Annotated in this window: 9 protein-coding genes; 6 read left to right on the top strand and 3 right to left on the bottom strand. The window is 47.3% G+C overall.

What is annotated here, in order from left to right:
- Positions 1 to 8 precede the first annotated feature (8 nt).
- Positions 9 to 740 (bottom strand): class I SAM-dependent methyltransferase, encoded by a 732-nt coding sequence (locus NYR53_RS08600; RefSeq protein WP_261304790.1) that lies wholly within the window; start codon positions 738 to 740, stop codon positions 9 to 11.
- Positions 741 to 759: 19 nt separating this feature from the next.
- On the bottom strand, positions 760 to 1,464 hold the full coding sequence (locus tag NYR53_RS08595) for a DUF6483 family protein (RefSeq protein ID WP_261304789.1): 705 nt from the start codon (positions 1,462 to 1,464) through the stop codon (positions 760 to 762).
- Positions 1,465 to 1,656: 192 nt separating this feature from the next.
- On the opposite strand from NYR53_RS08595, the gene NYR53_RS08590 reads away from it, so the two are divergent.
- Both NYR53_RS08590 and NYR53_RS08585 read left to right on the top strand, forming a co-directional pair.
- Positions 1,657 to 1,878 carry a helix-turn-helix domain-containing protein gene (locus NYR53_RS08590; RefSeq protein ID WP_028556998.1) on the top strand — a complete coding sequence of 74 codons (222 nt, stop codon included), beginning with the start codon at positions 1,657 to 1,659 and terminating at the stop codon, positions 1,876 to 1,878.
- 635 nt (positions 1,879 to 2,513) lie between these two features.
- Positions 2,514 to 2,690 (top strand): hypothetical protein, encoded by a 177-nt coding sequence (locus NYR53_RS08585; protein WP_261304788.1) that lies wholly within the window; start codon positions 2,514 to 2,516, stop codon positions 2,688 to 2,690.
- Positions 2,691 to 2,861: 171 nt separating this feature from the next.
- Here NYR53_RS08585 and NYR53_RS08580 read toward each other — a convergent pair whose 3' ends face one another.
- Positions 2,862 to 4,904: an S-layer homology domain-containing protein gene (locus NYR53_RS08580; RefSeq protein WP_261306304.1), complete on the bottom strand. Its 2,043-nt coding sequence runs from the start codon at positions 4,902 to 4,904 to the stop codon at positions 2,862 to 2,864.
- Between the two features lie 255 nt (positions 4,905 to 5,159).
- Here NYR53_RS08580 and NYR53_RS08575 point away from each other — a divergent pair, with 255 nt between their 5' ends.
- The 4 genes from NYR53_RS08575 (at position 5,160) to NYR53_RS08560 (ending at position 15,891) form a co-directional block, all read left to right on the top strand.
- A complete protein-coding gene (locus tag NYR53_RS08575; RefSeq protein WP_261304787.1) occupies positions 5,160 to 9,509 on the top strand; it encodes a DEAD/DEAH box helicase in 4,350 nt (1,449 codons plus the stop codon).
- 145 nt (positions 9,510 to 9,654) lie between these two features.
- The gene (locus NYR53_RS08570) at positions 9,655 to 11,952 is read left to right on the top strand and encodes a helix-turn-helix domain-containing protein (protein ID WP_261304786.1); all 2,298 of its coding nucleotides are present in this window, start codon (positions 9,655 to 9,657) and stop codon (positions 11,950 to 11,952) included.
- A gap of 185 nt (positions 11,953 to 12,137) precedes the next feature.
- Complete coding sequence (locus NYR53_RS08565; protein ID WP_261304785.1) at positions 12,138 to 14,792, top strand: exo-rhamnogalacturonan lyase family protein; 2,655 nt, start codon at positions 12,138 to 12,140, stop codon at positions 14,790 to 14,792.
- 64 nt (positions 14,793 to 14,856) lie between these two features.
- Entirely contained in the window at positions 14,857 to 15,891 is a 1,035-nt protein-coding gene (locus NYR53_RS08560) for a glycoside hydrolase family 88/105 protein (RefSeq protein ID WP_261306303.1), read from the top strand.
- The last annotated feature ends 56 nt before the right edge of the window (positions 15,892 to 15,947 follow it).

Raw genomic sequence — 15,947 nt, 5'->3', positions numbered from 1 at the left:
CCGAGTACTCATCCTTCCTTATGCCCTACAAAAATCAATCGGCTAGACGCCTCAGCATCATAAGCTTGTCCATCATATTCGCCGTATACATGATCAATATGTAAACCCGCTTTTATCAGCATAGCTTCAAACGCTGATCGATCATACAACTTAACCTGCTCCAGATAATACCGATCAGCCGTACCCTTTTGCGAAATAACAATCCGTTTACGCACATAGCCCTCTTCAATGGCTCTTTCTTCACGAATCAATAGATCTTCTTCCGTACGTTCCGATTGAGAAACGAGATTCATCTGAACATAAACCGGGTTCAAGAAATCGATGATGAAATGGCCTCCTTCTTTTAGAAGCCGATGAATTTCATGAAGCACCTTCTCATTCTGTTCATCCTCATCAAAATACCCAAATGATGTAAACAAATTCACGACAGCATCGAATTGCCGATCGAGCGGTACTTCACGCATATCGCCGCGCAGCCAGGTTACATGCTTTCCATCGTCTAGCTTAACCGCCTCATTCAAAAGGACTTCGGATAAATCCACGCCCGTTACATCGTAACCGAACTCAGCCAGTGCCATGGAATGGCGGCCCATGCCGCAGCATAAATCAAGCACTTCAGCCCCTTGCTCGAGCCCCAGCCAATCGATCATCTTTTTCACTTCATGGTAAGCACCTTGCAAATCTCTGTGTTTATAAACCATTAAATAATCATTCCCAAAACTTTTCTGATACCAAGCCATTTCTTTACACCTTCAATTTCTACGATTTATCCATGTTAGGACTATCCAATAATTGCAATTTTTGCTTCACAATACGCAGACCATCTAACGCTTCTTCTTTGCTAAAATTGCCTGCTTGCAAGAGTTCTTCTTCCATACCCATTAATTTTTCGTAAAAAATTACTCCTCGTTCGAGGATTACGGATCTGTCCGGATGATCTTCTATATAATGGAATATAACATCCTCTACTTTGGCATAATTGCCTTGTTTCTCATAATGCGCGAAAAGAAGCCTCTTGATCTCCTCCGGGATGATCCATCCTTGAAGTCGTTCCAAGCTCTGGTTCAATCGAGCCTTGATTTCATCGTTCACTTCATCCATAGGCTCAACCTCGGGTGAGAGCGATAGATGAAGCAGCAAATCAACGGATTTCAGATAAGCCTGATAAACCTCGTCCGTCTGGTCATGCCGCTGAAGCAGATCACCATGGCCCACAAACATATCGCTAAGCACCAGTGCTTTGGCCGTATCCACGCTGCCATGATAAGACAATAAATCAAGAATATCCTTACTCGATAATGCCTGCAAAGAGCGAATATTCAGCCCCAATAGATGGCGACTTGCTTCATCTAGCTGCTGCTGGGCATCTTCTAAAGGGATGTGTTCCTTATTAAAAAGTATGCGATGCAGCACCACGGTCATTTGCTCAATCTGCCGCATAAAATAATCACGCCTGAACATCATTTGAGCCCCCTTTGTTCAAAAGAAATGCCTCATTTTAGCTTACCACGCCTCGGAAAGAAACTCAAAAGCGGATATCGCCTATTTTTATGCATATACCGCACCATTGACACCAGCCCTTCATAAACTAATTTTGACTGTATCCCTAAACCTTGTATTTCCCAATACCCGAGCAAGGAGGGGTGACACACATCCATGGGCAGCGACCACAAAAACAAATTTCTACTTACTAACCGCGAAAGAGAAGTATTCGAACTCTTGGTACAAGACAAAACCACGAAAGATATCGCGCAGCAGCTTTTCATTAGCGAAAAGACTGTGAGAAATCACATTTCTAACGTCATGCAAAAGCTGAACGTAAAGGGTCGTTCACAAGCGGTTGTAGAACTGATCAAGCTTGGGGAATTAAAGATCTGATTCCGTCAGTATAGGGATCCATGTAAGCCTTTGAGCCTCCTTGTGGAGGATTCAAGGGCTTTTATGTTTGGCGAGTTGGTTAGAAACTATCTATAGTACCAAATATTGAAAGTTTTGTTAACCCGATGTTTCGACAACAAGTGACTTGGGGCATGTACTATGATACATATACAATTCATGATAAGGGAGGTCATTATGTTAAATGGTTGAAGCAACCAATGATCAAAAAAACATTTTTTCACTTTCAACGCTTCTGAATATAGAGCCCAAAATTCTGCTTAGACTGTGCCATTATATTGAATCCAGAGGGTATAGCTTTACGAAATCAGAAGAGGGTACCCTTCAATTTAATGATAGAGATATCGCTGTTATCCTAGCCCATTATTGAAGGGCTTTTTTTGTAACTAACGTATATGTTCACCACTTCCTATTAGGCACAAGAAAAACTTCAGGCTCAGTTTCTGGTCCTTGGGGTAAAGCTTTAATTACACGATTATTATTTGCAGGTTCCTTTGTAAGGGACTACTTGCTGCTCGCCGGTGTATAAGGAGCTTTAGCATTTAGCCGTGAGGAGAACGATTAATTAACTGCCCATAATAACTGCGAGAAAGTGCAGGTATTTTTGCTAAAATCGTATGAAAAGAGGAAAAGCCTGCTATTACCTCCTAGGAATTTTCATCCCTTCCATCCTGAAAGTAGAAAAGACCGCAAAAGGCTGCACAATTGCAGGAATTTATGAGAGCGAGCTATTCAAAGAAAAAAAGCCTGCACAATTGCAGGCTTACCATAACCACAGCCCTCCTTCTCGTTAAAGCTCGCTCCCCCCAAAACTTATACTTTAGCGTACACACGGATAAACGACTCCGTCGTCCTTCAGGACGAGCGCGTTTGTCAAGGTAGCTGCGAAGCAAAAGGTTAAAACTTATACTTTCTTATCTACTAAAAAAAGAAGCCCCATAAACTTTTGGGCTTCTTTTCGCTTATTATTTGATCGTGATGGAGGTTACGAGCCTATTAACTCCATTTAGCTGGATAAGATTCCCTTCCTTAAATAAGGCCAGGTTGCCGGAAAGCGTGACACCAGAGGATACCTGATAGATCGTTGTTTGTTCCCTACCATTAATGGTTTGTGCGATGGAAATCGTTGCAAGCTCACCTTGGGCATTGAGGGTAGTTCCTTTTAACTTTCCTAAAAGCTCAAATGGCAAATTCGCATCAATCATTTTGGTGACTTCAATGTAAATGACTTTATTATCCGAAGTGCGAATATCGACTTCGTCGCCTACTTTTAAATCAACAGCTCTGACCTTCACGCCATTTCGATAGACAACGACATCCGGATGAAGTGTGAATGCAGTTGTAACTCCCGACTTCGAAAGTTTCAGTTCATTGTTGCTCACCAGTGCACTGACCGTACCGTTGTTTGTTATGGGTTGAACCATTTTGGTCACTTCAATATAAATGACTTTATTTTCGGAAGTGCGAATATTGACCTCGTCTCCAACTTTCAGATCGGAAGCATTGACTTTCAACCCATTGCGATAGACGATAACATCCGAGTGAAGTGTTAATTCAAATGTAACACCTGACTTCTGAAGCTTAAGTACGTTATTGCTAACGACTGCGCTAACTGTACCGCTATTTGTAATGGCTTGTGCTGTTTGTGTTACTTCAATGAAAATGACCTTATTGTCAGATGTGCGAACATTCACTTCATCGCCAATCAACAGAGAGCCTGCAGTGACTTTCACACCGTTTCGATAAATGACCACATCTGGATGCAGGGTATACTCCGTGGTAACGCCCGATTTCGTAAGCTTCAGCACATTGTTATTAACAGTCGCACTAACTGTCCCGCTGCTTGAAATAGGTACAATCGATTTGGTGACTTCAATGTAGATGACTTTATTATCCGAAGTGCGAATGTTAATTTCATCACCAACTTTGAGGTCTACCGCATTCACCTTAATACCGTTACGATAAACCACGACATCTGGATGAAGCGGTAGTGTAGAGGTAGCTCCAGCCTTCGTTAGCGTTAATGTATTATTCGTAACTGCTGCACTTACGGTACCGCTGTAGATAATCGATTGCACGGCATTGGTCACTTCGATGAATACAATCTGACCATTAAATGTACGTACTTTCACTACGTCCCCGACTTGCAAGGCAGATGCGCTCACTTTGGATCCGTTCCGATAAATGAAAACGTCTGGATGCAGCGGATAAGTTGATGTTGCACCTGAACTTGTGATACTAAGCGTGTTGTTGGTTACAACCCTGCTTACCGTTCCATCTATCGTGTTATTCCCTTGGTCTGGCAATTGACCGCCGGTACGATCAAGCAAAGCTGCGAGCTGAGCCCGTGTTACCGGTTGATTAGGCCTAAATGTATTGTCTTCGAAACCGTCGATCAAACCTTTCTCAATAGCAACAGCTACATAACCCACAGCGCCTGCAGGAATTTGCTTCGCATCTTTAAACGGCAGCGTCGTGTTCATTTTCGCTTTCGCCTGAGCTTCCAACTTCAATGCTTTAACTAAAAGTGTCGTTGCCCAGAGCCGGTCACCTTCCTTTTGAGGCTGAACCATATCGTCATTTTCCGAAAATAAATCATTTTCTAAAGCTACAGCTACATAACCGACAGCCCAAGAAGGAACTTTATCCGCATCTTTAAAATTCAAATGAGTGCTCATTTCTGCTGCTGATTCTGCTTGGCTGCGAAGTCCCATCAAACGAACGGCAGCCGTAATCGCTTCGATTCGGGAAACCGTATTATGAGGCTTAAAGGTACCATCCTCATACCCTTCAAACACACGCTTCGATGCTAAGCTCGCGATATAGCGTATCGCCCATTCCGCACTTTGCAAATCGTCAAAGGTAAGATGAATCTCAACCTTACTGTCATCTTTTTTATTGCCATGGCCATTTCCATTTCCATTTCCATTATCTTTGGCTAGAACTGCTGTACCGCTTCCCATGATCATAACGAAAGCAAGACCCGTCGCTATTACTTTTTTGAGCATCACGCTTCACACACTCTCCTTCTTGATTTGAATACTACATGTATCAGAAGAATTCGTTTGAATGGTTATTTTTAGGAGGGTGCCCTTTTATTTTCCATGGAAAATTTTTTCTTTATTCATCCCATAGCATGATCAAGTATTGCTTTAACCAATTTAGCATATGAGATGTAAATAAACTGTCATATTTTGCGCCGCTGGCGATGACCCTCACAATATGCTATGTTGGAAGAAATTGTGAGCAAGGGAGCAAAGACTATGACGGAAATTGCGTTGGATCTATCTCATTTCCATCCCATTCTGAGGGCTTGGTTTACTTCCCGTTTCGGTGAGCCTACGGATGTTCAGAAGCAGGCATGGAAACAAATACGTTCTGGCACACACACGCTCATCTCTTCCCCAACAGGCTCAGGTAAAACACTGGCAGCTTTACTGCCTTGTTTGGACGGAGTTATCCAGAAAAAGCAGACACACGAAGAGTATTCAGCCGGTGTTCGCGTGCTTGTCGTGACACCGCTCAAAGCGTTGAATAACGATATTCATGATCATTTGATTCATTTTATGGCAGAAATTGAGGAGATGGCTTCCTCTTTCGAAAAGGAAACCGCCTGGAAGGGACTCACGATAGGGGTTCGTACCGGTGATACCAAACAAAGCACTCGGGCATCGATGCTGAAGCAGCCGCCTGATCTGCTGGTGACCACGCCAGAATCGTTGTATTTGCTGCTTACTTCTCCGCGCGCGAGAGAAATGCTAAAGAGCGTGGAACAGATCGTCGTCGACGAAATCCACGATCTGGCAGCGGACAAGCGCGGTATGCACTTATCGCTCACGCTGGAACGGCTGAATGCGTGGTGCGGGCGATCCGTCCAGCGGATCGGCGTGTCTGCGACGCAAAAGCCTATCGAGCGGGTCGCTCGTTATCTTGGGGGCTGGGAAGCTGACCAGCCGCGACATGTAGCTATTATCGAGAGCAAAGCCGAGAAGCAGTACGCGCTTCAGGTGACGATGCCGGAACCTGTACGGGCTGGGGCTGATCAAGAGGCGATATGGACGCCTCTTGTCGAGCGCCTGCTGCAGCTCATGGAAGGCTGCAGCACCGTGCTTATCTTCGCAAATAGCCGCAGGCTTTGCGAACGTTTGACCTTGCGACTCAATGACCATGTCGGTCATGAGATCGCGAAGAGCCACCACGGCAGCGTCGCCCGCGAGAAGCGGCTCGAGGTCGAGCGCTCGCTCAAGGCCGGCGAGCTTCGCTGCCTGGTTGCCACGTCGTCGCTGGAGCTCGGCATCGACGTCGGCCATGTCGATCTGGTGATCCAGATCGACTCGCCTTTCACCGCTGCCGCAGGCATCCAGCGGATCGGCCGGGCCGGCCACGCCGTCGGCAGCGTCAGCCGCGGCGTGCTGCTTGCGCGCAGCCGCAGCCTGCTGCCGGAGCTGGCCGTGCTCAGCCGGCGGATCGCGGCGCGCGACATCGAGGCCATCCGCATCCCGCGGGGCAGCCTCGATGTCCTTGCGCAGCAGCTCGTCGCCATGGTAGCCATGGGCGACGAGCTGGATGTGCCGCGCCTGGAGCGCCTGCTCGCGCAGAGCGACTCTTTCCGCGAGCTGCCGCGTGAGCGCTGGCTCGCGATGCTCGAGGTGCTCGCAGGGCTGTACCCCTTCGTGCGTCCGCTCATCGCATGGGATCGTGAAACCGGCCGCTTAGAACGGTTGGCGGCTACACAGATGGCCGCGCTCACCGGCGCGGGCACAATCCCTCAGAGCACGGCCTATCCCGTGCATCATAACGAAACCGGACTTCACCTCGGTGAACTGGATGAAGAGTTCATCCACGAATCGTCTGTCGGCGACGTGTTTCAATTGGGAACGGCTTCTTGGCGTATCGTCCGCAAGCGTCCAGAGCGTATCTATGTCCAAGAAGCAGAGAACCGATACAGTGAAGTCCCCTTCTGGCGCGGGGAGACCGGTGGAAAGTCGTTTGAGCTTGGCGTTCAAACTGGTCAAATATGGCGTCAGCTGCGTGATCGTTTGCAGTCGCTTCCTCACACGCAAGCTGATCTCGATGTCCAAGATTGGCTCATGGATCAATTTCACTTTGATTCGGAGGCAAGCCATGCACTCATCAGTATCGTTCGCAATCAAATCGCTGTAAATACAGTTCCAACAGATACAACGGTTGTCATAGAAACCTTTGTTGATGAAAACAATCAAACCCATTATATTTTGCACAGCCTATTCGGTCGCAAGCTGAACCGTACTTGGCTAATGGCTATCGATAAGCATCTTAAACAAAAAGGTCAAACTGCCCTATATACGAATGCGAAAGATAACGGCATCGAGCTTATTTTCCCTAGCTTTCAAGAATCGATTGTACATGCCATCATGTCCATCTCTTCTATAGAAGCGGAACAGTTCATCATTGAAGCTGTAGCCGAATCCGGTATGTTTGGCGCAGCTTTCCAACGGCTGGCAGAAACGTCCTTGCTTCTTTCCCGCAGTTTCACACGTATCCCTGCTTGGATTAAGCGACTGCGTGGACAAGAACTCATGAAGGAAGCTATGCCCTTCAAAGAACGCTTTCCCTTGTTTCAGGAAGCTATGCGAGAATGCCTGGAAGAGCATGTCGATATTCAGCATCTTCAGGGCATTTTAACAGCTATTCATACAGGAAGTATTCAATTTGCCGTTCATCGCAACCATTTCCCATCGCCGCTCGCTGGGCAATTCAAGTTCGACTATGTGTCGCAGAAATTATATGAATCCGATGCGTTAACGCAGGATTTGCAAGTTGAATTACTTGGCTTTAGCCGTCAAATGGCAGCTGATATTTTCGGTATTGAGGCAATCCGCAGCGCCGTTAGTCCTCAAGTCATCGAGGCAGAGGAACATAAACTTGCCTTGACGGATGAGCCTTTAGCCTCTTCTCAAGAGGTGTTTCGTTATTTGAAAGAACGCGGCGATTCCTCTTTGGCTGAACTCGTCATGGCTAGTTCAGCTTCTGAAATAACTGTCAATGCATGGATCAACGATCTCCTTGTCCAAGGCAAGACAGCAACAGCCTTCTTTATGAAAGAGACCCGCTATATCAGCAGTGATGAAGTAGAGTTCTATTCTTCACTTTCGGATTCTATGGTTGCCAAATCGTTCGTGTTTCAAAGATTTGCCGACGGGAAGCTCTCTTTCACAACGGCAGAATTAGCAGCTCGTTTTGAGGTAGAACTTGCCATCGCAGCTGATTGGGTTCAGAGTGCTATTCGAAATGGTACGTTATCTGTCGCACCTTTTGCCGATCCGGAAACCGAAGAACTGTGGACGAGCAGCAAGGTAGCTTCCCGATTAATTCGTCTGTCCCTTCAATCTTATAGACGTGGTGGCGAGGCTGTATCCCCGCTCACTTATATGACGCATATGCCGCTTAGGCGTAAACTCGCTGATAGAAACGACGTTCCCGGCATGGAACATCTTCGCGAAATTATTGAAGACTTGCAAGGCTTCTTCCTGCCTTTCTCACTTTGGGAGTCTGTCTTTTTTCCAACTCGTCAGCTTTCGTACCGCAAACAGGACTTAGACACGCTATGTTCTTCAGGTCAAATTGTCTGGATAGGCCGCAAAGAGCCGGAAGAAAAGGAAGGCCGCATTGCCTTCTTTCTGGCAGAAAGCAGTTCTCTGTATGAGCCCTGCCTCACTGTAGCCAACCAAAGACCAGCCTCAAACCCTGAGCTTCTCAGCCTTTTGCAGGAAAAAGGGGCCATCTTTCTAAGCAAGCTGGGTCTTGAAAAAGGACGAGCTCCATCATCATTGTTGGAGGAATTACTACAATTAGTGTGGGATGGACAGGCTGCCAACGACCAGTTCGCTCCGCTTCGACTACATGCCGCAGGTGCTTCTAAGAAACCGGATAAATTCCAGTCAGGACTTGGTCGTTGGTACCCTCTCGATTCGCTGCTTAGCCCTGCCTTCGATAAGCAATCGTCCGCCATGCAGTGGACGCATCATCTGCTGGAGCGTTTTGGCATCATCACCAAAGATCTCGTCTCTGCTCTGTGTCCGTTTCCATGGGAAGCCATTCAGACAGCGCTCCGTCAGTTGGAGGAGTGGGGGCTTGTTGTCAGAGGTCTATTCATTACCGATTTACATGCTCTGCAATACGCATCTAAAGAATTCATCACTCGCCTGTACCAGCAAGCAGGTGACGTTACCGCTAGTCAACAAAAATTCACGCTTTTAAGTGCTGTTGATCCGGCTAATCCGTTTGGACTGATTGTCCCCTGGCCCGAGGTTTCAAACATCTCATTTTCACGTAAAAGCGGTAATTACTTAGCTCTCAAAGGCAGTGAGTGGTTGTATTGGATCGAGAATAATGGCAAGCGGATTTATCATATTGCACCTAAGGCGAACCAAAACGACGATCAAATGACCATTGTCCACGAGTTAAAAAGTATGTTCCGCCAGTTCCTCAAACAACATCAACTACGTAAAATCGTTATCGAAACTTGGAACGGTGTGCGTATCTCAGAAGCGCCCGAACAGGAATATTTAAAGCTTCTAGGCGCAGAAAAAGACCGCACCAACTTAGTTCTTTGGCCAAGCCAACTAAGCTGAGTGCGGTCCACTCTAACTTTCTTTCATTGCTGTTGTAGAAGGAATGACAAATTACATGCTATGATATGGAGAAACCATTTATCCGAGGATACAGCTGCAAATTTCCATTCAAGTTTACAAAGAAGAAAAAAGGGGGAATTAGATCGTGTTCAGAAGTAAGCGCTTCCGTGATAATTGGATTTTAATTCTGATCATTTCCAGTATTCCCGGACTTATCTTCGGCGGTGTGATTTATTGGCTTGGCGGTGAGCGTCTTGAGAATGAGCTGCTTCAGATGCACAATAAACAGATTCAGCTAAGAGCGTCCAATATTGACGAGCAGTTCTCTTATTTGGAGACGTCGGTCATGCATTGGTCATTCGATCCTAATTTCAGTTACTCATTGGCGAATATAAGTCTATCGCGCGATTTCGAGATTGCTCGCAACATCACACAAACGATAGCCAATATGAAAGGTGCAAATCCACTTGCTATAGAAGCAGAGTTGTTCTTGGAAGGAGCCGCCCCCGTTCGGTTTCATCCGCAATACGAAGCGTTAACGGATGCTGTGCAGATCGAAGGATACAGAAAATTGCTCGCGTATGATAAACAAGTGTTCTGGTCGCAGCATACGTCCGAGTCAGGTTCTCCGAATGATAACTCACTATCTTTTATGATAAAAATACCTGAAAGCAATGAGAACCATTACGGTGTTATTGCCGTCCGGATGGATACGCCGAAAGTCGCCAAACTGCTGCAAACACTAGCCCCATATGATGGCGGGAATACGTTCCTGTTGGAGGAAAATGGCGATCAACTACTGTCTAGCTCTGGGAAGGTGCCGGCGTCGCAGCTTGATGAAGCTATTAAGAGAGAAGTTCTTGCCAGCAAAACCAAATCAGGTTCATTCTTGTTCAATTGGAACCAATCAACATACACCGTATCCTTCGGCACGATGTCGCGCATCGGTACCGATTGGACGTATGTCTCTGCATCGCCGATCAGCGCGATTACAAAGCCGGTCGTTTTTATTTCTCAATTGGTCTTGACGTTAAGCATCGGGATGCTGCTGCTCGCGTTCGTTTTATCATGGCTGGCTTCACGGCGTATCTATTCACCTATCGCCCAGTTAGTCAGCTTGCTTACAGGAAAGACAGCAATAGCCGCGTTAGGGAAAGAACATAATGATGATTTCAAGATCATTGAGAAAGAATGGCTGCATCTAACTAGGGAGAGCACAACCCTACAGAATAAGCTGGAGCAGCAGCTTCCTCACCTCAAGGAGGGCTTCCTGCTTCAACTTGTCCAAGGATATCTCTATTCCTACTCCGAGCAGGCTCTGCTTGAGAGGATGCGCAATTTCGGCTGGTCAGTAGACCATCGGCAATACGCTGTGCTGTACATCCAATTGACCGGATTTGAAAACTTGGAAGGACGCTTCTCCTCTGGCGATGAAGGGCTCGTCACTTTCGTGGCTGCCAATATTACGAAAGAGCTCGCATCGAGCCGTTTCGAGCAAGCAGAAGTGATGAATTTCCACGATTTGTCTGTCGGTCTCCTCATTATCGTTCCAGAAGAAACTGAGCAGCAGGAAGCGATCAGAACCTTTAGTCAAGAACTGACTCAGGGGATTCATCACATGCTTAACATGTATGTATCGGTCACGATCGGCAGCCTCACTTCGTCTGTGGTTCATGTACCCTCCCGCTTCGAGGAAGCGATGCAGGCGTCAGGCAGACGCCGTTTCGAAAGTCGGAACCAAATTATCGATCTGGAATCTCTGGATGAGTACGATAAAGAGAACAACGAGATTCATTATCCATTCGCGCTCGAAAGAGAGATCATTCAAGCGATTCGAACCGGCCAGATGGAAGAAACGAAGCAGCTCATCCGGGCTTTCTCGGAAGAACTGCTCGAACGCGGAGCCAAAGTAATTGACATTCAGCAAGGAATGCTTCAATTGCTCGGCAGCATCCTGCATGCCATTCGGCTTACGGGTATGGATCCGAACCGTATTTTCAAATCGGCAAATTTGTACGAGCAATTGATGCAGCTCGGAGAGCCGCAGAAAATGATCGCTTGGTTCCACGACAAAGTAGTGTACCCCTTCATGCAGGAACTGGAGTCCCGTTCCGACGTGCAAGTGAAAAGGACTGTGGAAACTGCGATGATTTATCTGCAGAACAATTATATGAAGGAAATATCTCTGGACAGCTGCGCCGACTACGCAGGCACGAATACGGTTGCGTTAAGCAAAGCTTTCAAGCAGGTCAGCGGTAAAAATTTTATTGACTATTTAACCGAGCTGCGCATTGAAAAAGCGAAAGAGCTTTTGCGTGACACCGATATGAAAATCAACGACATAGCCGAAAAGACTGGATATCAACCCAGCTATTTTAATCGCATATTTAAGAAACAAGAAAGCATTACACCAAGCCAATATCGGGAGTTAAACCGAAATTAATAGCATGATGTCCCAAACCGCCCGCAGTGGCGGTATTTTCTTGTTGTAGAAAAAAAGTCTTATTCCCGGAAAAAAAGTGAAATCTCTCGTTAGCTATGGAATTAAAAAGTGTGGTTGAAGGAAATTCCCACAGATACTAATCTTGAACCGAGACATTAACAAATTCGGGGAGGGCTAACGATAACATGGGGCAGAAAAAGCAACTCCATTTGCATTGGTTGGAGGAAGCACTTCCAACCTCTTGTGGCGTTACATGGGGAGTACCTTGGCACATGGGAGAATTGAATCGGTCGCAAGCCGGCTCTTTCACCCTTATGGGTTCCTCAGGAGACTCGTTGGAGCTTCAGAGCTGGCCAACTGCATATTGGCCTGACGGCAGCGTGAAATGGACAGCACACGCCGCATCATTCGATATGCCTGAAAGTGAAGGCTATTCACTGCAAGCCGCCGATGAACAGTCTAGTGTGAACCCAGCGAGTTCTCGCTTGAAGGTTACACAATCAGCTGATGAAATAACTGTCGAAACCGGAGTTATCCAGTGTATCGTCGGAAAACAAGGAAAAGCATTAATCCGCGCTCTATATCACGGGGAGAAGCTGATCTGCTCGGATGGTTCGCTTGTTTGTATTCGCGAAGAACGACGTACGACATCGAGCGGACGTCTTTATCAGGAAGAATCGTTTTGTGGCGAGATCACATCTGTAACGATCGAACAGGAAGGCCCCTCACGGGTCGTACTGATGGTGGAGGGCGAGCATATCTCCAAGGATGGCAATCGTTCTTGGCTCCCCTTCCGGTTGCGCCTGTATTTCTATGCCAACCAAGCATCGATTCGGATTGTCCACACCTCATTCTTCAATGGAAATCCGCAGGAGGACTTTGTGAAAGGGCTTGGCATCTCTTTTGCATTGCCACTAAAAGCCCCACTGTATAACAGGTATGTACGTTTTGCGGGTGATACTGGCTTTTTCAGTGAATCGCCCCGGCATTTGTCGACATGGCGAACGAAGGGCGTCTACATGGACATGTTCTATCGTCAGCAAGTCGGAGAAGCGATCGCATTCGACCCTGAGAAGGATGCAAAATTCAAGGCACTGCTTGATGATTCCGCTGCGTGGGACAGCTATAAGTTAGTGCAGCTTTCTGCCGACTCCTATTCTATCGTCAAGCAAACCAATGCAGCGTGCAGCCCAGTGAAGGCCGTCAGCGGCAACCGTGCGAGAGGCCTCGTATATGCTGGAGACACTCACGGCGGGCTTGCAGCAGGGCTGCGCAATTTTTGGCAGAAGCATCCTTCGTCTTTGGAAGTAACCGGTATGACGACAGACGAGGCCAAGCTAACACTTTGGTTCTGGTCGCCGGATGCGGCAGCTATGGATATGCGTCATTACGACACGAATACGTATGTGGAATCCGCCTATGAAGGTGCGGATGAGCTGCGCAGTACACCTTATGGAATCGGAAATACGAACGAGCTTATGCTGTGGTGCTGCGATGGGACACCTACTGCTGCCGACCTTGCAAACATGACCGGACATGTTCAAACCCCGCCGCAGCTCTTATGCGAGCCTGCACATTATCATGATACGAACGTATTCGGTATCTGGAGCCTGCCTGACCGCAGCACGCCTGCTAAAGGTTGGATCGAAGATCAACTCGACGCCTGTTTGAGGTTCTACAAGCAAGAGGTTGAGAGTCGGCGGTGGTACGGTTTCTGGGACTATGGAGATTTCATGCATACGTACGATCCTGTACGGCACGAATGGAGATACGACGTTGGCGGTTTTGCCTGGCAGAACACTGAGCTTGTGCCGAACATTTGGCTATGGCTCTCGTTCTTGCGATCTGGAAAAGCAGATTTGTTCCGCATGGCGGAGGCCATGACACGTCATACGAGTGAAGTGGATGTTTATCATTTCGGAGAATACGCAGGACTCGGGTCTCGGCATAACGTCGTTCACTGGGGTTGCGGATGCAAGGAAGCGCGCATCGCAATGGCGGGTTTGCACCGTTACTATTACTTCTTGACTGCAGATGAACGTATAGGAGATATTTTGGCGGAAGTGGCCGACGCTGATTTCGCTACTGTCGGAATTGATCCGATGCGAGCCTATTTCCCAAAGGATGAGCATCCTACTCACGTGAGGAGCGGTCCGGACTGGGCAGCCTTCAGCTCGAATTGGATGTCGCAATGGGAACGCTTTGAGCATTCGAAATACCGAGATAAGATCCTGCAAGGGATTAAGAATTTGAAGGACGCACCGTTCCGGCTCTTATCAGGCACGACATTCGGATACGATCCGAACACCGGAATACTTACCCATATCAGCGACGGCAACTACGGATATCATATGGTCATTTCCTTTGGCGCGCCGCAAGTGTGGATTGAGCTTTCGCACCTGCTCTCTGATCCTGAATGGGATGACATGCTCATAGAATTTGGGGAATTCTATTACCTAGAACCAGAGGAAAAGTTAGCACGCACGAATGGGGTCATCCATCCTAACCAATTCAGTTGGCCAATGTTTGCGGCATCGATGGCGGCCTACGCAGCCAACCGACGCAATAACGCGGACTTGGCTGCGAAAACATGGCGCATTATGCTGGAAAATCGTCTGCCGGGAGACAGTGAGGACGCGACGCTAACCTATCAAGTGCCGGAGCTCGCATATGTCCGACCGATTCAAGAGCTGCCGAGCATCACGACGAACGTAACGTCGCAATGGTCATTGAATGCGATCATGTGCCTGGAGCTGATCGGAAACGAACTGCCGACGGAGCTTAACGCTGAATATCTGAGCCCTTTCTATGCCGAGGATCAGAAAAAAAAATCCATATAGGCTTAGATTTCAATTTTCATTTGCTCGAGGAGGAACTGTTTTGAAATACGTAACTATAAATGAAATGGATATTAAACAAGCCATCGACCGCCTCGTAACCAGAACGTTTCAGATGGATATGACATGGGATTGGCCTGCCGGAGTCGCTTTCTATGGTGTAGGCCAAGCCTATCTAGCTACCGGCGAAACTAAATATTTGGATCAATTGCAAACGTGGATTGATGAACAGTTGGAGGACGGCATTCCTACGTTAACCGTCAACGCTGTATCCATCGGTCATACATTGCTTACCTTGTTCGAACAAACCAAATCGGAACGTTATCTGGATATAGCCATTCAAATGGCGGAATTCTTGCGAACGGATGCGGTTCGCTTCGCAGATGGCGTATTTCAGCACACCGTATCGCAAAATTACGATTTCCCGCAGCAGGCTTGGGTCGATACGATGTTTATGGCCGGATATTTTCAGATCCGTATCGGCACCCTGCTTCGTAGAAACGATTGGCTGGAGGATGGCTTACGGCAGTACCATGCTCACGAGCGTTTCTTGCAGGATCGTGAAACAAATTTGTATTTTCACGGTTGGGACCATATCGCCCAGAACAACATGTCCGCTGTCTATTGGGCGCGCGGCAATTCATGGGCGGCTTATACGATGTCCGAAGCGCTGCATATCGTAGAAGTTACACATCCGTCTTATATGAAAATATACGATTCGCTGCGTGATCAACTTAGCAGTATCGTCCGGCTCCAATCCGATGATGGTCTTTGGCACACCGTGCTGAACGATCCGACCGCTTATGAGGAAACATCGGGCTCTGCAGGTCTTGCCGCCGGATTGATTCGATATAACGAAGCCATCGGTGCCCCTATGTACAATAAGTATATTCAGAAAGCCGTGCCTGCTATATTATCGAAAATTTCGAATAACGGAACTGTGTTGGACGTATCGGCTGGAACAGCCGTGATGAAGGACGCCGACGGTTATAAAGGAGTTGCGCATGAACGGATTCAAGGCTGGGGACAAGGGCTGGCATTGGTATTCCTGTCTTCGCTTCTAACGTACAAATGGGTTAAAGACATATCCCAAACCGAGTAACGGAATTATTTAAAACAAAAAAAGAGATGGCAGGTTATTCTTGCCATCTCTTTTAT

This window comes from Paenibacillus andongensis, assembly GCF_025369935.1.
Lineage (GTDB): Bacteria > Bacillota > Bacilli > Paenibacillales > NBRC-103111 > Paenibacillus_E > Paenibacillus_E andongensis.
The sequence above is the reverse complement of the archived record's forward strand: the minus strand, read 5'-3'. Positions and strand labels throughout refer to the sequence as shown.